The sequence below is a fragment of the Niallia sp. FSL W8-0635 genome, assembly GCF_038007965.1.
Lineage (GTDB): Bacteria > Bacillota > Bacilli > Bacillales > Cytobacillaceae > Niallia.
In genome coordinates this window covers 315,902-338,719 of sequence record NZ_JBBOYD010000001.1, presented here as the reverse complement: position 1 = coordinate 338,719, position 22,818 = coordinate 315,902, and the positions used below count along the sequence as shown (strand labels likewise).

General features: G+C 35.0%; 16 protein-coding genes. 3 read left to right on the top strand and 13 right to left on the bottom strand.

All coding sequences use genetic code 11. The annotated features are described in order from the left end of the window. Positions 1-152: 152 nt before the first annotated feature. The 6 genes from NYE52_RS01780 to NYE52_RS01755 all read right to left on the bottom strand — a co-directional run bounded on the left by NYE52_RS01780 (position 153) and on the right by NYE52_RS01755 (position 9,785). Complete coding sequence (locus NYE52_RS01780) at positions 153-2,252, bottom strand: transglycosylase domain-containing protein (protein ID WP_341191501.1); 2,100 nt, start codon at positions 2,250-2,252, stop codon at positions 153-155. Between the two features lie 457 nt (positions 2,253-2,709). Beyond that, positions 2,710-3,861 (bottom strand): mannitol-1-phosphate 5-dehydrogenase, encoded by a 1,152-nt coding sequence (locus NYE52_RS01775; RefSeq protein WP_341191500.1) that lies wholly within the window; start codon positions 3,859-3,861, stop codon positions 2,710-2,712. A 4-nt stretch (positions 3,862-3,865) separates the two neighbouring features. Then, positions 3,866-4,294: a PTS sugar transporter subunit IIA gene (locus NYE52_RS01770; protein ID WP_341191499.1), complete on the bottom strand. Its 429-nt coding sequence runs from the start codon at positions 4,292-4,294 to the stop codon at positions 3,866-3,868. Between the two features lie 14 nt (positions 4,295-4,308). Then, positions 4,309-6,393, bottom strand: a complete 2,085-nt coding sequence (locus NYE52_RS01765) for a BglG family transcription antiterminator (protein ID WP_341191498.1) — start codon at positions 6,391-6,393, stop codon at positions 4,309-4,311. Between the two features lie 413 nt (positions 6,394-6,806). After that, entirely contained in the window at positions 6,807-8,243 is a 1,437-nt protein-coding gene (locus NYE52_RS01760; protein ID WP_341191497.1) for a PTS mannitol transporter subunit IICB, read from the bottom strand. A 237-nt stretch (positions 8,244-8,480) separates the two neighbouring features. Next, a complete protein-coding gene (locus NYE52_RS01755; RefSeq protein ID WP_341191496.1) occupies positions 8,481-9,785 on the bottom strand; it encodes a hemolysin family protein in 1,305 nt (434 codons plus the stop codon). A gap of 614 nt (positions 9,786-10,399) precedes the next feature. Here NYE52_RS01755 and NYE52_RS01750 point away from each other — a divergent pair. Beyond that, positions 10,400-11,431 (top strand): AI-2E family transporter, encoded by a 1,032-nt coding sequence (locus NYE52_RS01750; RefSeq protein ID WP_341191495.1) that lies wholly within the window; start codon positions 10,400-10,402, stop codon positions 11,429-11,431. A gap of 100 nt (positions 11,432-11,531) precedes the next feature. Here NYE52_RS01750 and ilvD read toward each other — a convergent pair whose 3' ends face one another. Further along, positions 11,532-13,208, bottom strand: coding sequence for a dihydroxy-acid dehydratase (gene ilvD / locus NYE52_RS01745; protein ID WP_341191494.1), 1,677 nt, complete (start codon positions 13,206-13,208; stop codon positions 11,532-11,534). A gap of 424 nt (positions 13,209-13,632) precedes the next feature. Then, complete coding sequence (locus NYE52_RS01740; protein WP_445669083.1) at positions 13,633-14,565, bottom strand: aldo/keto reductase; 933 nt, start codon at positions 14,563-14,565, stop codon at positions 13,633-13,635. A 226-nt stretch (positions 14,566-14,791) separates the two neighbouring features. Here NYE52_RS01740 and NYE52_RS01735 point away from each other — a divergent pair, with 226 nt between their 5' ends. Beyond that, positions 14,792-15,331: a VanZ family protein gene (locus tag NYE52_RS01735; protein ID WP_341195089.1), complete on the top strand. Its 540-nt coding sequence runs from the start codon at positions 14,792-14,794 to the stop codon at positions 15,329-15,331. 98 nt (positions 15,332-15,429) lie between these two features. Here NYE52_RS01735 and murB read toward each other — a convergent pair whose 3' ends face one another. The 4 genes from murB to NYE52_RS01715 all read right to left on the bottom strand — a co-directional run bounded on the left by murB (position 15,430) and on the right by NYE52_RS01715 (position 20,856). Next, positions 15,430-16,326 (bottom strand): UDP-N-acetylmuramate dehydrogenase, encoded by an 897-nt coding sequence (gene murB / locus NYE52_RS01730; protein ID WP_341195088.1) that lies wholly within the window; start codon positions 16,324-16,326, stop codon positions 15,430-15,432. 266 nt (positions 16,327-16,592) lie between these two features. After that, entirely contained in the window at positions 16,593-17,411 is an 819-nt protein-coding gene (locus NYE52_RS01725) for an ABC transporter ATP-binding protein (protein ID WP_341191493.1), read from the bottom strand. Between the two features lie 254 nt (positions 17,412-17,665). Next, positions 17,666-19,246 carry a histidine kinase N-terminal 7TM domain-containing diguanylate cyclase gene (locus tag NYE52_RS01720; protein WP_341191492.1) on the bottom strand — a complete coding sequence of 527 codons (1,581 nt, stop codon included), beginning with the start codon at positions 19,244-19,246 and terminating at the stop codon, positions 17,666-17,668. 221 nt (positions 19,247-19,467) lie between these two features. Further along, entirely contained in the window at positions 19,468-20,856 is a 1,389-nt protein-coding gene (locus NYE52_RS01715) for a protoporphyrinogen oxidase (RefSeq protein WP_341191491.1), read from the bottom strand. A 301-nt stretch (positions 20,857-21,157) separates the two neighbouring features. Here NYE52_RS01715 and NYE52_RS01710 point away from each other — a divergent pair, with 301 nt between their 5' ends. After that, entirely contained in the window at positions 21,158-21,580 is a 423-nt protein-coding gene (locus tag NYE52_RS01710) for an Rrf2 family transcriptional regulator (RefSeq protein WP_341191490.1), read from the top strand. A gap of 59 nt (positions 21,581-21,639) precedes the next feature. Here NYE52_RS01710 and tuaH read toward each other — a convergent pair whose 3' ends face one another. Then, complete coding sequence (gene tuaH / locus NYE52_RS01705; protein ID WP_341191489.1) at positions 21,640-22,806, bottom strand: teichuronic acid biosynthesis protein TuaH; 1,167 nt, start codon at positions 22,804-22,806, stop codon at positions 21,640-21,642. Positions 22,807-22,818 lie beyond the last annotated feature (12 nt).

Genomic DNA, 22,818 nt, shown 5'->3' with positions numbered 1-22,818 from the left:
TATATACAGATATACTTCTGCTAGAAATCCTTTCGATAAAAAAGGAACAGGAATATCTAAGTCGCAAGCCAAAATAAAAATAGGCAGAAGTATCAACTAATCCTAGTAACTGTAGCACTAGTATCAGTTGATATTTCCGCCTTAGTAAAATACTAATTTCCAAGTATTTCTTGCAATTTCCCTTTTACCTTAGTGGCATCTTTTTTAATCTCTTCTACTACTTGGTTCCATTTAGAAGAATTTTCTTTTATCGTTGTTTCTAATTCCTCTGCTTTTTCTTTAATCACTTTTTTTGTTTCTTCTACTTTTTGATTAACATTTTTATTTTTATTTCCATTATCTTCATTTGCTAGTCTTTCACTAACAGACAATACTTTAAAATTCTCAGGCTCCACATACTGCACGGCTTGGTCCAAGATTGTTTTAAAAATCGGCACAACATCCCCTGAGCTTTTGCTTGGCAGATAATGCTGATCATCTGTTTTATCATAACCTAACCACATTGCCCCAACTAGATTTGGGGTATAGCCCACAAACCATTGATCCTTCGTGCCAGAAATATTACTATTTTCTAATTGAGTAGATCCTGTTTTTCCGGCAACCTGGAATCCAGTCACTTTTGCTCCTTGTCCTGTTCCGGATTTAATAACATCCAATAACATAGAAGTCATATCATCCGTAACTGATTTAGAAGTTACCCTTGTTGACTTCGGTTCATATTCTGCAATAACATTACCTGTTGGACCGATTATTTTTGTAATTAAGTGGTTCTCCATCCGCACTCCATCATTTGGGAACGTAGAATAAGCACTAGCCATTTGTAAAGGCGAAACACCTGTAGTCATCCCACCTAAGGCAATACCTAGGTATTCATCATCCTTTTCATAAGGAATTCCAAATCGATCAAGTGATTTAAGACCATTTTCTAATCCAATTTTATCTAATAGCCAGACGGCTGGAACATTCAAGGATTCTTCTAAAGCCTCATACATTGGGACTTCTCCCTTAAATGTTTTTGTAAAGTTTTGCGGTTCATATTTCCCCTTTTTAAAGGGTTTGTCTTCTAGCATGGAATCTATCTTATATCCTTTTTCTAAAGCTGGTGTATAAACCGCAAGTGGCTTCATTGTAGAGCCAGGTTGCACTTTAATTTGAGTAGCTCGATTGAATCCTCTGAAAACCTGTTCTCCTCTTCCTCCAACTAACCCTCTAACTCCCCCCGTTTCTGGATCAAGCAAGACTGCACCGCCTTGCACTAATGTTCCATCTGCACTTTGTGGGAAAAGAGAATCACGGGCAAAGGTCTTTTCTAATGTGGATTGAAGATTTTGATCCATCTCTGTATAGATTTTATAGCCTCTTTTCAAAATCTCTTCTTGGGTAAGACCATATTTTTTTATCGCTTCATCGATAACCGCATCTACAAAGTAAGGATAATCTCTTTCAATAAAAGAGCCTCCTCCATTTTCTAATACAATTTCTTCTTTTACTGCCTTTTGATATTCCTCTTCTGTTATTTGTTTTAAGTCTAACATTTTCTTTAGAACTACATTACGACGAGAAATGGCACCATCATAATTGTTATAGGGATCTAATGCAGATGGAGCCTGTAATATGCCTGCCAGCAATGCAGCTTCACTTATCGATACTTCTCTAATATCTTTATTATAGTATTTCAAGGATGCTTGGCTAATCCCCCATGCTCCACTACCAAAATAAACATGGTTCAAATACATTTGCAGTATTTCTTCTTTTTTATAATGCTTCTCTATTTGTACTGCTAAAAATAGTTCTTCTGCTTTACGCTTGTAAGTTTGTTCGGAAGTTAACAAGGCGTTTTTTGTTAATTGCTGCGTAATGGTGCTTCCTCCACCAGTAATTCTTCCTGCAAAGATATTTTTAAAAAAGGCACGACTAATCCCTTTTATATCAAATCCATTATGTTGATAAAAACGCTCATCTTCAATGGATACAACCGCTGCTGGTACATATTTAGGTACTTCCGATAATTCTATTCCTTCTGTTCTTTCCGTTCTAATTTGGGTTGCTTCATCCCCATCTTTATCGTAAATAATCGTCGCCTGGCTTAAACCAGCCTTTAAGGTACTAACATTTGCTTGTGTTGCTAAATACGTAAAATACAATATCGCTATCAAAACAAATAATAACACAGCTAAAAGTATAATTTGGGTGAGATGTCGCTTCTTCCAAAAACGGCGAAATCCTTCCCAATATGGTTTTATTCTTTCCATTCTATAACCTATCCTTTACTTTTACTCATGGAATACTGCAAGTTTTTCTATCCAAACATTAGACGTTTATTCTCATTCATTTGTTGCAAGTATCTATCAAAACTATATGCTCTTTTGTTATAAATTACAAGAAGGTACTCCCCTCTAATATTACCAAATTTATCAAGGTTAAGGCTCTATTGTTTATTCTATCTTACTTTCGGGAAAAGACCTATTAAAGGATAAAAAGGATGTGAGAGATAATGAAAAAAATGTTCAAACGAATGATTACGTGGGGACCAATCATCTATCCCTTCGCCAAAAAAATGTGGGACAAGCGCAAACAATCAAAAGCAAACTCTTCTACCGCTACAAGATAAAAGCGCAGGGCACCCTTTTAGGGGCTTGTGGGGAAATGCTTAACTTTCATAAGTATTAAAAAATCCAATGTAGCCTATCATGGCCACATTGGATTTTTTTATGCATTAATATTGTTATAAGCAAGTACAACTTCTTTCACTAAAGCATGGTCTTCGCTTAAACCTGATACTTTACTGAAAGCCGATTGAACGCCATTTTCATCAATTAAGTTCTTTAATTCCACAGACTCTTGGTCTTCTGGAGTATAAAAGTGAAGAGCAGATGCCATCACTTCTACTAGATGAGATGGAATTTCGTTAAACTCCTTATAGTACGCTAACGCTGGAGCAACTAATCGATCATTGCCGCTTAATTTTCTTAGCGGTGATCTACCAACTCGTTTTACGTCGTCCACAATATAAACATTTGCAAAGCGACCTAAAATTTTGCTGATATATTTTTGATGATCCTCAGCATTAAAGTTATATCTTTCCACAAGTACTTTTCCTGTTTCTTGCAAAACATGAAGCACTTTTTCTTTTACATCTTCATGATCAATTGTTTCTGAAATGGTTTCATAGTTCTTGATATTGCCTAAGTATGCTGTTGCAGCATGACCAGTATTTACAGTAAATAGTTTTCGTTCAATATATGCTTGTAAGTTCTCTACAAAATGAGCTTCTTCAATTTCAGGTTTAGCCCCTTTAATCGCAGTTTCATCTACAACCCACTCATGGAAAGGCTCTACTAGAACATCTAATAAATTCTCATTCTTTTGGTTTGGCACAATTCTGTCTACAGCTGAATCAGGGAATCCAACGTATTCCTCTACCCATGCTGTTTCTTCTTCATTTAAATGCTCTAAAACAAACTGTTTAAGAGCACTACTTCCACCAATCATGTTTTCACATGCAATTACATTGACAGGTGATTGATTACTCTTCATTCGCGCTTTAATTCCATCTGCAATTAGCGGCGCGATGAACTTCAAAATATTTGGTCCGATTGCTGTAGTGACGATATCCGCATGGATAAACTCTTCTATTACTTGTTCAGGATTAATTTTACTATTGATCCCTTTTACATTTTTCACTGTGAATTGCTCTTTTGCTTCATTTGCAAGCAACACATTGTATTGGCCAACGCGATTTAATTCATCGATAATTTGTTCGTTAACATCCACAAAAGTAATGGCATAATTTGACTGATGTAATAATAGGCCGATAAATCCTCTTCCTATATTCCCAGCTCCAAAATGAATAGCATTCATAGTATTATTCTACCTCGCTTAATATTTGGATTATTTCCTCTTCTGTTTTTGCTGCAACTAATTTTTCTACATTTTCGATATCAGAACATACAATTGCGATTTGAGATAATAGCTCTAAATGCTCGCCATCTTTCCCAGCAATCCCAATAATAAGCTTTACTTCGTTACCCCCAAAATCAACACCATTTGGTGCTTGAATAACAGATAGACCAGAGTTTAATACAGCTGTTTTCGCTTCATCTGTACCATGTGGAATTGCTAAGAAGTTACCCATGTAAGTAGATGAAATTTCTTCTCTTTGTAACATAGCTGGAACATAGTCCTCAGATACATATCCTTGTTCAACTAAAATTTGACCTGCTTTTTTGATTGCTTCCTCTTTACTTGATACATTGCTGTTTAAGATAACATTTTCCTTTTTTAAAATACTCATTTTTATTCCTCCTATTAATTTCTCAAATGATGACGTAAAAACTGGCTGCTAATAAAATTCAATAGTTCTTCTTTATTCCCCTTATTGAATACCTCGATACTTCTCTCGGATTCAATAATTGATGCACTCAGAAAACTTAATACTCCCATTACCTCTGAACTCGCATTTAACGGTGCAAGTAACAGTAGCACTCGCTTTACCATTTCATTAGCACCATTCATTGCCCTCAAACTCACCATCTCGGGCAAGTCAATTATATTGAAAGATGGTTTTTCAATTTGATTATTACTCGTGTGATAAAGAGCTAATGTGGTTTCAGGAATGGCGAGCCCGCCTATTTCTGCCCTCGCTTCTAAAGCAGCAAAAACTTCTTTGTCATTTAAGATGGAACCTTGCTGTTTCAATACCTTTAATCCATATTTTAAGCTCTCACTAAGGCATGTTCCCTTATTCCATATATGCAATTCTTTTAAAATAGAAGTCAGAAGCTGAGATTGCTCTGTAAACACAAGAAATGATTGAAAATCTATGCATGCCTGCTTTTGCTTTAGCGTTTCCCCATACTTCTCGTCCTCTAATACATGACCACTATTCTTCTCAAGATAGTTTTTGACTTCCTCTAAGTCCTTATCATTTAGAATCGGATTTACCACTAGATACTCTCTTGAAATATCCTCTAGCGGAATTGTCGAAAGAATTGCATCGTAATTATCGATGGAGATATTCTTTAACTCGAACACAGAAGCCGTTTTAACTTCCGATAGACTTGGAATTTGATTAATAATTTTTGCTGCAAGCATTTTCGATGTCCCAATTCCACTGGAGCAAATAATCAATAACTTTATATTTTTTGTTATTTTTTTGTCATTAAGCGCGGAACCAAAATGCAAAACCAAATAACCAATTTCTTCTTCTGGGACATCCCTATTAACAAGTGTTTGCTCTACTGCCTGTTTTACTACCTCAAATAGCTCGGCGTAATCTTCTTTAATGTTTTCCAACAAAGGATTGGAAATTCTCATCTTTTGATCTAAGCGATATAAGCTCGGCTGGAGATGGGCAAGTAAACCCTGAAACAAAGAATCATCTGCCAAAGTTGTATGTAACAATTTCTCTACATTAGCAATCAATGTCCGTACCAGCATCGCTACTTCTACATTTTCATCCTTGATTCCAACTTTATTATCGTAACGTACCTTAGCACCTCTTAAGTGCATCGTAATATATCCGACTTCCTCTTCCGGAATCGAAATATCAAAAGTGCGTTCCAGCCTCTCTACGATTTGCTTTGCAAAATCAAATTCTTTTGTTTGAGAAAGCTCGCTTAAATAATCTTCTTTAAACGAGATATTTTCTCCTCTTTGAATTCTTTCCATTGCAAGAGCGATATGAACTACTAGTCCAACATAGGAACTGTCTGCTAAAGGGTACGGCAATTGCTCATTAATATCTTCAATGATATTTTCAATGCGTAGCAATTTCTCCTTTTGAACAAGGCCTAATAGTCGTTCAGAAATCGAATCAACTTTATTGCTAGATTTCTTCTGAATATTTTCCTTAACCATTTTAAGAAACTCTGGCACATCAAATCGGTCGGATATAAGACTGCGAATTGCCTTTCTTTTATCTTCTTCCGTTCCAACTAATTCAATACCATAGCCTCGTTTTCGCATTAATCGTAGATTATACCTTTCGATAGTTGGCTCTAGTTTGTCTAAATCATGGCTAACTGTAGCTGTTGTTACCCCGAGCTCTTTTGCCAAAGAAAAAAGCTTAATCGGCTCTTGATGATCTAGCAAAGTACATAAAGCAACAAGTATTCGTTCCTCAGGAGTGTATTCTATATAGTCTTGCTTTAATATAGATACCCTTAATTGATAAATATCATTAGGATTTCCAATAATATTTACCCCAACTCCAGCCTTTTTATTTAATTTAAGATGAAAGCCTGCCAATATATCTTCTACATTCTTCAAATCACGATGTATCGTTCGCTCGCTAACATTTACATGCTCAGCAATTCCTTTAATCGTCATTTCTTCTTCTATATTTTCTAATAGTATCTGTAAAATAATTCTTTCTCGCGCGGAAATAATCATTGCTTATCTCCTTAATCACCTGACATGATTTAATTATAAAACTGCTATACACGCTTATTCAAACAGTTTTAAACACATTTTTTTCAACTCTATTGTTGCCAATTCTAATTTAGGATACCCTATTTTTATCTATAAATACTGAAAATTTACTACATTCTTTTTCCATAAAGGTATTGATTATATTCCAGAGGCCACGTTTCGCCTGAGACACTTTAAAAACTGTTAGTATTCAATGATTGAAAGTCACCTCTTTCTACCCATAGATATGTTTCTGAGGTGCCAGCTTACTACTCACTAGGGCGATTTCCAAATCCCCGCGTTTCTTTTTATTCCCCCTATTAAAAAGCAACAAACAAAAGTCATCAAAAAAATGCCGGCCGAAATTTGGCCGACATTCTGTTCATAGCATAAGCTTATTTTAATTTCTCGATAATTTCATCATATTTAGGGCTGTTCATGAAGTTTTCAACAGAAACATGATGTGCATTTGGTAATTTCGCTACTGCTCTGTCTGTTAAATCTTTATGAGTAATAACAAGATCTGCATCACTTGGAAGGTTTGCGATAGATGTATTTGTTACATCTACTCCTTCAATTCCTGCTTTTTTCACTTTATTACGCATGATAGATGCACCCATCGCACTTGATCCCATACCAGCATCACATGCGAAGATTACTTTTTTCACTGATTGATAATCGAATTCTGTAGCATCAGCTGCTTTAGGAGTTGCTGCAGTTTCAGTAATTGCACTTGCTACTGAGCTCTTTTTCCCTTTTAAAGCTTCCATTTTTTCTGTTGCTGCACTAATATCTTCTTCTTTATCTTTGCTTGTTTTCAAAATAATAGCTGCGATTACGAAAGAAATAATGGTCGCAACTACAACACCTGCAATAACGCCTAAATGTTGTCCTTTTGGCGCCATTGCCATTAATGCAATAATACTACCAGGAGATGGAGTTGCTACTAAACCAGCATCAAATAATGTAAAGGTGAATACTCCACCCATACCACCAGCGATTACAGCTAATAACATTGCAGGTTTCATTAAGATGTATGGGAAGTAAATTTCATGAATACCACCCAAGAAATGAATAATTGCTGCACCAGGTGCTGTTTGTTTTGAAGTACCTCTTCCAAAAATACAGTAAGCTAATAATACCCCAAATCCAGGACCAGGGTTTGCTTCTAATAAGAATAGAATAGATTTTCCAACTTCTTTTGCTTGTTCAACACCAATCGGACCTAGAATACCTTGGTTGATTGCGTTATTTAAGAATAATACTTTAGCAGGCTCAATAAAGATACTTGCTAACGGCAGTAGTTTTGCATCAACAATCAATTCTACTCCACTTGATAAGAAACTACTTAACCCCTCAACAATTGGACCAATATATTTAAAACCAATAATTGCAATAATTGCACCTAAGATACCAGCTGAAAAGTTATTTACTAACATTTCAAATCCAGCTTTAATTTTCCCTCTAAATAAGTCATCCACTTTTTTGATTAAGAAACCACCAAGTGGACCCATTACCATTGCTCCAAGGAACATCGGAATATCAGCACCGACGATTACACCCATTGCTGCGATTGCACCAACTACACCACCGCGCTCTGCGTAAACCATCTTACCACCTGTATAACCAATTAATAATGGCAATAAGTATTTAATCATTGGATCTACAAGTTGAGCTAGATCTGCATTAGGTGTCCAACCTGTTGGGATGAACAATGCTGTAATTAACCCCCATGCGATAAATGCTCCTATATTAGGCATAATCATGCCGCTTAAATGACTACCAAAACGCTGTATTTTTACACGAAAACCGTTTTTATTTTCGTCTGACATTTTGTTTAAACCCCCTTATATTTCATGCCTTTATGATAAAGCGTTTACAGATTAATAACAATTTAAACTAAATGCATTTTTGACAGACACAATGCTGACACAATTAAATTGATTAAATTGATAAAATTCAATAAAATCAGCATTCAGCGTTAACTCTTCTTTTAAGATTCCATTAAATCAACAATTTATACAATGAAAAAAGAAGGGTTTCCCCTTCTTCATAAAACAGCAGTTTCATTAAACTTCCACTACACTAGCATTCTTCATTACTTCAATAAAGTGAATATGATGTTCTTCGATATTTTTGATTTTAAAGATATATCCTTCTTCTTCCAAGATATCACCTTCAACAGCTTCAAAATTATTGGTTAAAAACCATCCGCCAATCGTGTCCACTTCATCCTCTGATAAATGTGTACCTAAAAGATCATTTACTTCGCTAATTAATACTTTCCCATTAAGAATATAATGGTCCTCATTAATTCTACGAATGTCCGAAATTTCATCCTCATCAAATTCATCTCTGATGTCTCCAACAATTTCCTCTAAAATATCCTCTGCCGTAACAATACCTGAAGTACCACCATATTCATCAAGCAGAATCGCCATATGTGTACGTTCTTTTTGCATTTTAATTAATAATTCTCGAATAGGCACTGTTTCAATTACACGAATAATCGGTTTCATATATTCCTCTAATTGAATCTCTTGTTTATTTTGAATGGTTGCCGTAAGAAATTCCCGAATATTGATTAATCCAATTACATTGTCCTTATCTCCATTAACTAGTGGGTAGCGCGTGTAATTCTCTTCTTCCAATATATTCATTATTTCATCAAACGTATTGTCCACACTGATTGTAACCATTTCTGTTCTTGGCACCATAATTTCTTTGGCAATTCGTTCGTCAAATTCAAAAATATTATTTACATACGCTAATTCATTTTTATTGATTTCACCGCTTTTATAGCTTTCTGACATTAAAATTCTTAACTCTTCTTCCGAGTGAGCCAGTTCATGTTCTGATGCTGGTTTTAATCCAAAGATACTTGTCAAAAGTCGTGCTGATCCATTTAACAACCAAATAAAAGGATATAATATTCGATAGAACCAAATAATTGGTGTCGCAAAGGTTAATGCTATTACTTCTGCCCTTTGAATGGCAACCGTCTTTGGAGCAAGTTCTCCAACAACTACATGCAAGAAGGTTACAAGTAAAAAAGAGATAACAAAAGCAATCAAGTGAGATACTGCGTTACCAATAGATAACTTAACAAATAACGGCTCTAAGATTTCCGCAAAAGTAGATTCCCCAATCCACCCTAGCCCTAAAGCTGTAACGGTTATCCCTAATTGGCAAGCTGATAAATATTCATCTAAATGTGTCGTTACCTTTTTTGCTGCTAATGCACCTTTTTTCCCTTCAGCAACTAACTGATCAATTCTAGAACTCCTGACTTTCACTATTGCAAACTCTGTTGCAACGAAAAAAGCGGTTAAAGCAATTAATATCACAAATAAAATCAAATTAAAAATTTCCAATAAGTAGCCCGTAAAGGGGCTTACACCTCCTGATTAATAAAAGCCGTATACAACATTTCTCTTTAAAAGAAAGAGAGACGCTATTGCTTATATAATTCCAATTCCGTTTATTTAAATTAGTGCAGTTCTATAAAAAACAGTTAATTTAGCAAAAGCTTGTATTAATGAAATACTTTTATAAAACATAGTATTTCTTACTTCCTTTTTTTTATGTTAATCCCATTTTTACTGATGTAAGGTATGATTCATTTTTTATTTAGAGAAGACCATGGTTTGCATAAATAATCAATGGTTCTTTTGGTTACACCAGTAACTTTTGCCAAATAACCAATTCTTAATTTCACATCCCCATCACTTCTCCTCCTATCCTTAACGTTTTTGTTTTACTTCATTAGCTTATTTCCTCAAGCTTTTAGAAAACAGACTATTTATTAATTATATAAGTGGAAGGAGAAAAGATTCAAGCAAAAAACTTCCTATATATAATGCCTCTTTTTTCAGCTGGCTAAATTTTCGCAAAATGTCGGCTTTTTTATATTATTAAAATACAATTTAGGTTAAAATATAGGAAGATAGATAGAAAACGAAAATATATCAAAAAAAGGGGAAATGGAGTGGAAACAATTATCAATTTTCTTACTAATAAAAGTGTAAAAAGATTTTTTATCTTTGCTTTAATCATTTTGGGTATCTATGCCCTTAGAAGTATGATTAATTTAATGCTTTTTACCTTTATTCTTTCATTTTTAATGGATCGTATGGAAAAAATTATCTCCAAACGAATTCACGTAAAACGAAACGTTATAGTTAGCATCCTCTACCTAATAACCATCGGATTACTTTCCTATAGCTTTATTAAATATTTACCAATGCTAGTGGAAGAAATAACGGCATTAATTAGACAGTTAATCGATTTTTATTCCCGTCCACATGATAATGCTGTCTTAAATTATATTGTTTCCATTATTCAAGAAAGACAAATTAACAGCTATTTGGAACAAGGGCTTGGCATTGTCGTCAAATATTTTTCCAGCATTAGCTCCATAAGTATACAATTTATACTAGCTATCATCCTAAGCTTCTTCTTCCTATTAGAGAAGCCGCGTTTAATTAAATATAAAGAAAACTTTCGCACAAGTAAGATAGCTCCTTTTTATAACGAAATTGAATTTTTCGGCAAGAAATTTGTTTTAACATTTGGGAAAGTATTAGAAGCTCAAGTAATCATAGCTTTAGTGAACTGTATCTTAACGACTATTGGGCTCTGGATTCTTGGTTTCCCTCAATTGCTTGGCTTATCCCTAATGATATTTGTCTTTGGCCTTATCCCAGTGGCAGGGGTTATTATTTCTCTTATACCATTGCTAACAATCGGATATACCATTGGCGGCTATCCCTATATCATTATTTTGATTATCTTTATCTGTATAATCCATGCTATTGAGGCGTATATCCTTAATCCGAAATTAATGTCCTCGAAAACAAATTTACCGGTATTTTTCACTTTTATCGTCCTTATCTTCTCCGAGCATTTCTTTGGAGTATGGGGCTTAATCATTGGTATACCTGTATTTGTTTTCCTTTTAGATATCCTACAGGTACAAAGCATGGATTCTAATCGAAAAAAGGAGATAATAAAGGAATAAACATAGTTCAAAAAAATACTTTATTAATAAATAAAAGCAGATTGGATACACTTTTTTCCATGTATCCAATCTGCTTTTTTATTATGTGAACCTTCCTAAATTAATACTTCATTACTGCTCCTGTATTTGCAGATGTAACAAGCTTAGAATAACGTGCTAAGTAGCCGCTTTTTACTTTCGATTCAAAACCTTTCCATTCTGCTTTTCTTTGTTCCCATTCTTCTTCAGGAACGATAACATCCATTGTGCGATTTTCTATGTCAATCACAACATGATCGCCATCTTTTACAAACGCCAAAGGTCCTCCTTCAGCTGCCTCTGGAGAAGCATGGCCGATAGAAATACCGCGAGATGCACCTGAAAAACGTCCATCTGTTACCAGCGCAACTTTAGGACCAAGACCCATTCCTACAATTTGCGAAGTCGGTGCTAGCATTTCCGGCATTCCAGGTCCCCCTTTTGGTCCCTCATAACGAATGATAACAACATGTCCTTCCTTCACTTTCCCTTTTACCAATCCTCCTAATACTTCATCCTGTGAGTTAAACACAATTGCTGGTCCTTCATGACGTTGAATTCCATTTTGGACTCCACCCGTTTTAATGATAGCACCTTGAGGAGCAAGATTACCAAACAAGACTGCTAATCCGCCTGTTTGTGTATGCGGATCATCGATTGGACGGATAACTTGATAATCCTTGACTTTACATCCTGCAATATTCTCTCCAAGTGTTTTGCCTGTAACAGTTAATGTATCTAAATGAAGAGCTCCTTCTTTTTTAGAGAGTTCATAAAGAGCCGCTGAAACGCCACCTGCTTCATGAAGGTCTTCAATATGTACATCAGATGATGGAGCTAACTTAGACAAATGAGGCACTCTTGCTGCTACTTCATTGATTCTTTCAAGGGGATATTCTACACCTGCTTCATGTGCCAATGCCAATGTATGAAGGACCGTGTTTGTTGAGCCTCCTAATGCCATATCTAATGCAAATGCGTTATCAATCGCTTTTTCTGTCACAATATCTCTTGGTTTAATATCTTCTTTTATTAATTCCATTAACTGTTTAGCTGATTTCTTCACAAATTCTTTTCGTTCTGGAGCAACTGCAAGAATTGTCCCATTTCCAGGCAACGCAAGTCCTAATGCTTCAGCCAGACAGTTCATTGAATTTGCCGTAAACATTCCTGAACAAGAACCACATGTTGGACAGCCAAATTGTTCTAATTCTCTTAGTCCACCTTCATCAAGCTTACCTGACTGGAATGCGCCGACTCCTTCAAACACAGAAGATAAGGATATCTTTTTACCATCACTAGTAACCCCAGCCTTCATTGGACCGCCACTTACAAAGATAGTAGGAATATTTAAACGTAAGGAAGCCATCATCATTCCTGGTGTAATTTTGTCACAGTTTGGAATACATACCATTCCGTCAAACCAGTGTGCAGCAACTACTGTTTCAATCGAATCTGCAATGATTTCGCGGCTTGGTAAAGAATAACGCATACCAATATGCCCCATTGCAATTCCATCATCCACACCAATTGTATTCATTTCAAATGGAACACCACCGGCTTCTCTTATTGCCTCTTTTACAATTTTCCCAAACTCCTGTAAGTGTACATGACCTGGGACAATATCAATATATGAATTGACTACAGCAATAAACGGTTTATCAAAATCCTCTTCTTTTACACCAGCAGCACGTAGTAAGCTTCTATGTGGTGCACGATCAAATCCCTTTTTTATCATATTACTTCTCAATTGTGTCACTTTTACCCCTCCAATTATCCGATTAAAGCGAAAAATCTGTATATTTAAACTTTTACTTATTGTAACACTATGAAAGCAAAATTGGTATAATTTCTTCTTTTGAATAGACAGAGAAATTAATTTCACCTATTAAGTACACAAAAAAACAAAAACATTGTTACATCAAGATTTTCCTGCCAAATAACGTTAGAAAACCTTACACCAAATCCTCCATAATCTTCATTACACTTCGCTAATTCTTAAATCCATGACTAATTAAATATTATTCAAAAATAATTTCTCCTATAATAAATGAATAAAATATAATTTATAAAATACTCTTTATGTAAATAAAAGCGATGAAGGTTCTACTCTATCTTCATCGCTTTTGTATAAATTTCATTATTCTATTTCAAGAAAAGCATGACATGATATGCATGATTCCTTATGCAAATATATCACTAATTTTCTTCACTTCTTCTTTTGTTAATGTTACTTCTAATGTCCGAAGATTGTTCTCAAGCTGACTTGTTGATTTTGCTCCTGGAATAATTACATCAACTGCCGGCTGTTCTAATAACCATGCTAAAGCAAAATGCGTTGCATCAAAGCCTTTTTCTTCCGCCATTTGCTTTAATTGATCCACCTTTTCTACATTTCGAATAAATGCTTCTCCTTGGAAAAGAGGATTATTTTTTCTTCCATCACTAATGATGGAATCCTTTGCGTATTTTCCTGTCAATAACCCAGAAGCTAAAGGGAAATACGGAACAAAGCTAATATTATGCTCGACACAATATGGTAAGTACATTTCCTCTGCTTGTCTTTTAAATAAGGAATATTCTGCTTGGAATACTTCTAAATAGCCATCCTGATTAAATGCCTTTAGTTGTTCAGCATCTAAATTCGAAGCTCCTACTGCAAGAATCTTTCCTTCCTCCTTTAATTCTTGAAGCGTTCCTGCCACTTCAGCCATTGGAGTTACACTATCTGGAAAATGAACATAGAACAAATCAATATAATCTGTTTGCAGTCTTTTTAAGCTATCTTCTACCGATTGACGTAAAAAGTCTCTACTATTATCGAGTTGAATTTTGCCATCCACTAATTTATGAGCAGCCTTGCTTGCAATGACGATATCTTGGCGGTTACCTCTTTCTTTTAGCACCTCTCCAATTAACTCCTCTGATCTTCCTAAGCCATATACATATGCTGTGTCTAGAAAATCAATTCCCGCATCTAATGCATTTCTTACTACACTTTTTCCTGTTTCGTCATTTAAATTCGGAAATAAATTATGACCACCGACAGAATTCGCTCCATACCCTAGCTTCGTAACATGCATAGCCGTTTGACCTATTTGAACTTTACTACTCAAAATGATTCATCTCCTCCATTAATGTATAGACAAACATCTTCTTTCACTCCTAGTATGCGTATTTCGATTAAAAGAGTAAAGTGATTCGCTTGTATTCTACTTTGGAACAAGCATACATATACTTTTAGGAGAATAAAAAAAGAAAGGACTTCGATTATCTGTGCATGTATTAAAAAACGGAATTTTTTTTATCTTTGTCCTCTTTCTATTTATCACCCTATGGTCGATGAGCGGAGTTCAGTTACGATTAACTTTCCCTTTTATTCTTATACTTGTCATTCCATTATGGATCTATTTTCGGATCCAGCAAAATAATCAAAGAAAAATGCTTTTCACAAGAGAACTTACGCTCAATTTATTTTTTCTATATTTATTAACAGTTTTATATGTAACTTTAGAGCCTTTTCATTTCTCCCCGCCAAGTATGAACGAAAGGAATATGAACGTAACACCTTATGTCCAAATCTTATATCAATATAAATATAAACCTCCTTTTTTTTGGATGTTATATACTTTAGGAAACATCGTTCTATTTATTCCCTTTGGTTTTATACTGCCTTTTTTTTACAAAAAACGATTTAGAGCAATTGTCATAATAGGGCTTGCTGTTCTTTGCTCCCTTACTATTGAACTGATCCAATATTTCTTTACGATGGATAGAGCGGCAGATATAGATGATTTCATTCTTAATGTTTTCGGCGCGATGCTTGGCTATTACCTATACTTAATGATGCAGTTACTTGTGCGGAGAATATTAGGAACATAAGTCTTTTACTTTCTATAAAAAAAGAGGCATTTGAAAAAGATTTATTCTTTCTCAAATGCCCCTTTTGTTCCAATCCATTTCATTTAGCAAGAAATTTTCTATTCCTCCCCAATGATTCTTACTTCAGTCTCTAGGTCTACATTAAAGTTTTCTTTTACCGTTTTTTGAACATGCTTTATTAAGGATAGATAATCATTCGCTGTGGCATCTTCTACATTTACAATAAAACCTGCATGCTTTGTAGATACTTGCGCTCCGCCAATTTTTGTTCCTTGGAGTCCACTATCCTGAATGAGTTTTCCCGCAAAATTGTTCGGCGGTCTTTTAAATACACTTCCACAGGAAGGATATTCTAATGGCTGTTTCGATTCTCTTAAGAAAGTTAGTTCATCCATTTTCGCTTTGATTTCAGCAACATTTCCTTTTTCAAGTGAAAAAGTTCCTTCTAACGCCACCCAGCCATTTTTCTCGATGCTACTTGTGCGGTAGCCAAGTTCTAATTCTTCTTTTGTTACGGTGCGAATGTCACCAGACCTCGTTAATACTTTCGCTGTTTCCAATACGTCAGAAACCTCTCCTCCATAAGCACCAGCGTTCATATATAACGCTCCGCCTACAGAACCAGGAATTCCACAAGCAAACTCCAATCCTGTTAAAGAATGCTCGAATGCAAATCTAGATGTTTCAATAATTGCTGCACCACTTTGGGCAATCACTTTATTGCCTTCAAGGGAAATGGCATCAAGCTTTGTTAGATTAAATACGACTCCACGGATTCCGCCATCTCTTATTAATACGTTCGAACCATTGCCTAAAATAGTGATTGGTACATTTTCGTTTAGTGCCAATTTATACGCTGACTGTAATTGCTCGTACGTAAGAGGAAAAAGCAAGAAATCAGCCTTTCCACCAATTTTAGTATACGTATATTTATTTAACGCCTCATCAACCTTAACACTCTCATTAGGCAAAATTTCTAGAAATTTTTTTATCATTATGTTTTTATCCATTAATCTCAACCTTCTATGCATATTTCTGACTACACTATTCTAATAGTATACCAAAATTATAAATAGGTACGACGATAATAAGCAAATTTATGTGAAAACATACTCAATCCCATTATATGAAAAACACTTTCCCTTCATGCTAAGAAATGGAGAAGACTAGTTTGATTTTGATTCACAGCTGAATCAAAAATCTTTTTTGTAACGGATAATAATTCTTTAAAATACAAAAAAGCTAAATAATCTTTCATCGATTACTTAGCAGACATTACTAGCTCTTTTTCTTTTTGATGCAATAAGTCATAAGAGAGGCAAGCTGGTTTATTTGTTCGAGGATCTTTTACTACAACCGCATCTATTTGGAAGACTTCTTTCAGAACCTCTTCTGTCATTACTTCTTCCGCTGTTCCCTCTTTCATTAATTGACCGTTTCTCATTGCAACCATATGATCCGAAAATCTTGCTGCATGGTTAAGGTCATGAATAACCATTACTATTGTTCGATTTTCTTCATCATTTAATTTCTTCAATAATTTCAATACTTCTAATTGATGAGCCATATCCAAATATGTTGTTGGTTCATCTAGAAGCAGCAGATTTGTTTCCTGTGCTATTGCCATTGCAATCCAAGCTCTTTGTCGCTGTCCACCTGATAATGTATCGACTTCCTGATTTTTCAGTTCCGTTAGCCCCGTTACGTCCAATGCCCAATTTATTACTTCTCTGTCTTTATCCCCTAAACGTCCAAAGCCTCTTTGATGAGGGGAACGACCATAGGAGACTAAATCAACTATCGTTAATCCATTCGGCGCCTCTGGCGATTGAGGAAGCACTGCCATTCTTTGCGCAATTTTTTTTGTTGGTATTTTGTGAATCATTTCTCCATCTAGATACACATATCCCGCCTTCGCCTTATGAATCCGCGCAAGAGTCTTTAATATCGTCGATTTACCACAACCATTAGGTCCTATTATAGTAGTGATTTTTCCTTCTTGGACTCGTAAATTTAAATCATTGACGATAATCTTATCTTCATATCCAATTTTAAGTTGGTCTGTTGACAATATATCCATTCGTTCTCCCCTCCTTTAATTGTATTTCTATCGTTAAATTTCCATATCCGTTTTCTACTGATTTAAACAACTGTTAATTTAATCCTTTTTATACTTAACCTATTTTCTCATTTATTGGATTTCTTTATACAAAAATCTGATTGATAATGATTTTCATTATTTATTATAAATGGAACAAAGCTTACATTCAATACTGTTTAAAATATTCGCAATATTTATTACTACCATTGCCATTATAGAAAAAATAGCAATACTCAATATTTATCAGATGCTATCCAAGATGATAATGTAATATATTCCCCATTAGTTGCCAGGCTAACAGTGTTTCTTCCTTCTCTTTTGGAAGCATATAATGCTTCATCTGCCTCATGAATCAACGGAGCAAGTTCGTTACCTTTCTCATTTTCCGCAACTCCAAAGCTTGCAGTCATATTTATCACCGTTTTATTAAAATATAATGGCGACTCTTCTATTAATCTTCTTAAGCTGCAAGCCATTTCAACAGCGCCTTCCGCTTCTTTTCCAAATAGAAAGAGGATAAATTCCTCCCCACCATAGCGTCCAAATATCCCATTCTCCCGAACCATACTTTTACAGAGGTTAGCAACATGCTTCAGCGCCTCGTCTCCTCCAAAATGACCATACGTATCATTTATTTTTTTAAAATAATCAATATCGAACAGAATAACAGCCAGCTTATCTTCAGAAGACAACCTTTTTTCGGCAACAGATAGAACATAAGCGCGATTATATACTTGAGTCAGCCCATCCGTATATGCTAATTTCGTTAAATTCAACTGTTCCTTTTTTTGCTCCGTAATATCAGTGAAAATGATAGTAGTACCAACAATTGTTGACTCTCCTCTTTTTATCGAGGAAATTTTTACTTGATAATATTCTTTCAAAGTGTCATTTTCCATCTCTGATTCTATAATTATTGATTCTTCATGGATATTTTTCAGTAGTGGGAGAATCTGATTATCCAACCCTAGTACAGCTGCTATATGCTCCCCTATTTTTACATTTGAAAATAAACTATTGGCCGCCTTATTAAAATCTTTAATGTGATAGGTTTGATCTAATACTAGAACAGCATCTTCCATACTTTCAAATATATAATCCTTTTCTATTGGCGGTACCAATAAAAACTTCGTTGAAATAATCGAATATAAATAAAGAGAACTAGAAAATAACATGGCAATCGGCACGATATCTAAACCACCAGGCGTGATTCCTATTAAGTAAGAAAACGCAGCGACAATTGGAACAAGGACACCTATTAAGAGAATAGCTACTTGTTTCGTTTGTCTTGATTTCTCTCTAAACCAATAGATTACTAGTAGTACAAAAGCGATTGCAAGCGTCCCAAATGTATACGCACCATGTATTAAGTACCATTGCCCCATAGTAATTTGCATAACCGGAGTTTCATTACGATATTCTAAATAGACGGATTGATAGAATAAATGATGATATTCATTTGTAGCAAGGAGCAATAAGGATATAGACGGGATTAAATAATAGAGAAAGTATGTCATTTTATTTAAATGTCTATCATAGCCAATATATTGTAAAACAAAAATTAACGTAGCAGGTGCTGAAAATGGCATACCTAAATACTGAATGGCTGTCCAGAACTTCATTCCTTCTATCGTTGTACTAGCAAGACTTAATGCATATCCAAATGCATAGATAGCGATAAAACAAGAAAACCACAAAAAAGTTCTCATTCCCTCAAACGCATGTTTATTCATATAAGCAATAATTGCTAATATCACATGCAATGCACCGGACATTGTTATTAAAACAATATACACCATTACTAATTGATCCATTCCGTTTACTCCTATATTGTGGACATCTGTCTTATTTTGATTTTGTTACCTGTTTCTTATATTCTTTCATCTATTATAAAGCTTGTGAAAAGTTGTTACTAGATTAGAAGGCAAATATCCTCTATTTTACTATAAATATACAGAACAATATCTTTCAACCATGTATACATTCACAAAAAGCAGAACCTTTTCCATAAATGAAATGGCCCTGCTTTTTTTGACTATTCTATTGAATGTAAAACTCTCTCAGCTGTTTCTTCCCCATTTGCCATACACGCCGCAATTCCTACTCCATAGTAAGAACAACCTGCCAAATACATATTTGGATATAAATCTGCTAAGTCTCGATTAAGCGTCTCTACTGCTTGTTTATGATCTAACGAATAGACAGGCATCGCATTCGTCCACTTGGTCACTTCATAACTTTTAGGTCTTGAGGTGATTCCTAAACTTCTTTCAATATCCTTCCTAGCCTCATCGACCAATGCTTCCTCAGAAAGTGCATTTAAACGTTCATATGCTGGATTCGTTTTTTTATAGAAAAGGCGCAGTAAGAGTTGACTATTCTTTGAGGTATGCTTCCATTTTCTACTAGTCCATGTACATGCATTACAAACAATGTTACTATCTCCGGCTACAATAAACCCTGTTCCGTCTTCTGGAAGCTCTTCATCTGGTATATCATAGGATAAATACAAGGTGATATTAGATGAATTCTTTAATTTACCGAACACTGGATTCAATTCTTCCCTGTTTATAATCCTTTGCGTTACATCATGAGGAGTCGCTAATACTACTGTATCAACCACTTGTTTCTCTCCATTTGAAAACTGGATGTTATATTGATTTTCCTCTTTTTTTACTTTAGTCACAGCAATCCCCTTAAGAATTGTTACATCTGTTAGTACTTCTTCCAATCGATTAATAATAGTAGATAACCCTTTTTTAAAAGAGATAAATTTCTTATTCGCAGCAGACTGAAACGATTCTTTGTTTATCCCAAGGCCACGGATAATACTTCCATACTTTTCTTTGTAATCCAATAGATAAGGTAATGTGGATCCCATTGTTAACGAATAAATATTTCCAGAATATACCCCAGCAAGAACTGGCGCAATCTGTTTTTCAACAATTTCTTTTCCAAGATAATACTCTAAGAACTCACCAATAGAAGATTCTTTCGTAAAGTGTGTATTTGTGCGAAAAAGATCCTTTAATGCTTCTAGCTTCCCTCGAGTGGAAACAAGCTCACTTGTAAAAAGCGCTTCTAATGTCATTGGTATACCAAATACAGAATCCTTTGGAATTTCTAATAGCTTATTTTGAGTATGAATATAGGATGTTCCCGTTGCATTATATACGAGCTCCCCTTCTAAATTTAGTTCCTTTACAAAGGGTAGAACATTTTTATTCCGGGCAACAATGGAGTCTGCTCCTGTTTCCATAATAAATTCATCTTTTGTGACTGTATGAATTTTCCCACCGAGATAATCATTCGCTTCTGCTAACACTAAACGAAGTCCTAAACTTCTTTCCCTGTTTTCTTTCTGCAAATAATACATGGTAGATAACCCTGTTATTCCACCACCTACAACTAAAACTGTTTTCACAAATCTTACACCTCATCTACTAATGACAATATCTAAAACCTTATTTCTTTACGATTAATTGCTGTTTTTATTATAAAGCAAGATAGTCCTTTTCTTTCTCTTTATCAACGTTTTTTTTGTGTCTATTTGTTCACAATTTATCAGGAATTCAGCCATTTATAGACGTAAAATCCATTGTATAATAGTTGTAACCACAAATTGTAAGCGCTTCTCTATAGAAACTCTATTCTTTTATCAACGCAACAATTATAACGTATTCCTACTTAATGACAAAAATTTTGATTGGTGGTGTCTATCTATTATGGCTAACAGCCGACTATCTGTTGCTATACATATCCTATCTTTAATTGCATCAAAACCTTATGAACAAATAACTTCTGATTCGATAGCAGAAAGTGTTAGTACGAACCCCGTTGTAATACGAAGAATATGTGGACTTTTGAAAAAAAGAGGAATTTTAACGAGCAGAGCAGGAATATCAGGGGCTATTCTTTTAAAATCTCCTGCTGATATTTCTCTTCTGGATATACATTTAGCTGTTCAATCGAAAAGCGAGTGGTTTGCTATACATGATCACCCGAACCACCATTGTCCAATCGGCTGCAAAATCTACCCTACACTAAATAAAACCTTTTCTACTATCCAACAGTCAATGGAAAAGGAATTAGAACAACTTACATTACAGGATATAATGGATGAAATGGATATATATAGCAAAATTTAAATATTTATCTAAAGTTCCTTTTAAATAAACAACAAAGAAACTAGCGGATGAGTAAATCCTCACATGCTAGTTTCTTTATTAATATGGGTAATTTCTTGGAAAATCGTCTCCCAATCCTTTGTCTTTGCAAGTTGTTTTCTTCTTTTCTTCCACTCTTGATTTCCAGCTGTATTTACCATCTTATCGCATGCCTGAATAAACTGTTCCGCTTCCACTCCCCCTTGCAGTAGTTCATAAACACCTTCTTCTGCATATGCCTTTGTTGAGGGTAAGTTCATCCCAATCACTGGTTTTCCAGCAGCTAGAAATTCAAAAAGCTTTAGTGGGAAAATGGCTTTATTGTATTGGATATCTTTATATGGCATAATCCCAACGTCAAGTGTATGCATATACTCCGAAACCTGTTCCCTTGGTACACTACCAGTCCATTGAATATTGGGCTCCTCCAATAGTTGCATAAATTCTTGGCTAGAATTAGTGCCATCAGGTCCCACTAATAAAATCCGCCATTCCTTCCTCCTCCGTGCAATTTGCTGAAGGAGATAAAAATCAAGCTTAGGCTTAATCCCTCCAATATATCCAATCGTTATTGCTTCTTTCTCTAGCGGAAGCGCACTTTCCTCTTGTTTTTGAAAAAGCCTATATTCTACCCCATTTTCAAATGTGTAAATCTTTTTTTGATATTCAGGTGTCCGTTTTACTAATTCCTCTTTTAAAAAGCTAGAAGTGCAAGTAATGTAACTCGCTTTCTCCACAATTCTTTGTTCACTTTTCAAAATAACCTTTTGTTTTATATAGGCTAGTAAAGAGAATTTTCCACTTAATTGTTCTGCCCATAAATCACTACAGTCATAAACAATTTGATCCCAATCATATATCTTATGTAATGTTGGAAACGCAGGGTAGGTATACCATAATTTCACCAAGCAACTCCCTTTCTTTTCCGCTAAATAGTTGCTTAAACCTCGTAGCTTCTTTTGATAGAACAAGGGAATAAACCGGGCGAATCGTTGTACTTTATGATTTCCTAAGTCACTGATTATCCATTGATAAATACCATTCTCTAATTTCGTTACTTCCGGCGTTTGCTTTTGTCCTGGACAAAGCCAAATTACTTCCTCTGTTTCCTGCTGTTTTTGCAGAAACTCTGCAAATCGATGCCTGCGATATGTTAAATGATCTAAATTCCAAATACCAGTCGCCACAATAACATGGATTGTTCTCATTTTAAAAGATCC

Bases quoted from the DNA above. Each gene is read 5' to 3' on its own strand.
- NYE52_RS01780 (WP_341191501.1), bottom strand. From the start codon at position 2,252: ATGGAAAGAATAAAACCATATTGGGAAGGATTTCGCCGTTTTTGGAAG.
- NYE52_RS01775 (WP_341191500.1), bottom strand. From the start codon at position 3,861: ATGAATGCTATTCATTTTGGAGCTGGGAATATAGGAAGAGGATTTATC.
- NYE52_RS01770 (WP_341191499.1), bottom strand. From the start codon at position 4,294: ATGAGTATTTTAAAAAAGGAAAATGTTATCTTAAACAGCAATGTATCA.
- NYE52_RS01765 (WP_341191498.1), bottom strand. From the start codon at position 6,393: ATGATTATTTCCGCGCGAGAAAGAATTATTTTACAGATACTATTAGAA.
- NYE52_RS01760 (WP_341191497.1), bottom strand. From the start codon at position 8,243: ATGTCAGACGAAAATAAAAACGGTTTTCGTGTAAAAATACAGCGTTTT.
- NYE52_RS01735 (WP_341195089.1), top strand. From the start codon at position 14,792: ATGAGCGGAGTTCAGTTACGATTAACTTTCCCTTTTATTCTTATACTT.
- murB (WP_341195088.1), bottom strand. From the start codon at position 16,326: ATGATAAAAAAATTTCTAGAAATTTTGCCTAATGAGAGTGTTAAGGTT.
- NYE52_RS01725 (WP_341191493.1), bottom strand. From the start codon at position 17,411: ATGGATATATTGTCAACAGACCAACTTAAAATTGGATATGAAGATAAG.
- NYE52_RS01720 (WP_341191492.1), bottom strand. From the start codon at position 19,246: ATGGATCAATTAGTAATGGTGTATATTGTTTTAATAACAATGTCCGGT.
- NYE52_RS01710 (WP_341191490.1), top strand. From the start codon at position 21,158: ATGGCTAACAGCCGACTATCTGTTGCTATACATATCCTATCTTTAATT.
- tuaH (WP_341191489.1), bottom strand. From the start codon at position 22,806: ATGAGAACAATCCATGTTATTGTGGCGACTGGTATTTGGAATTTAGAT.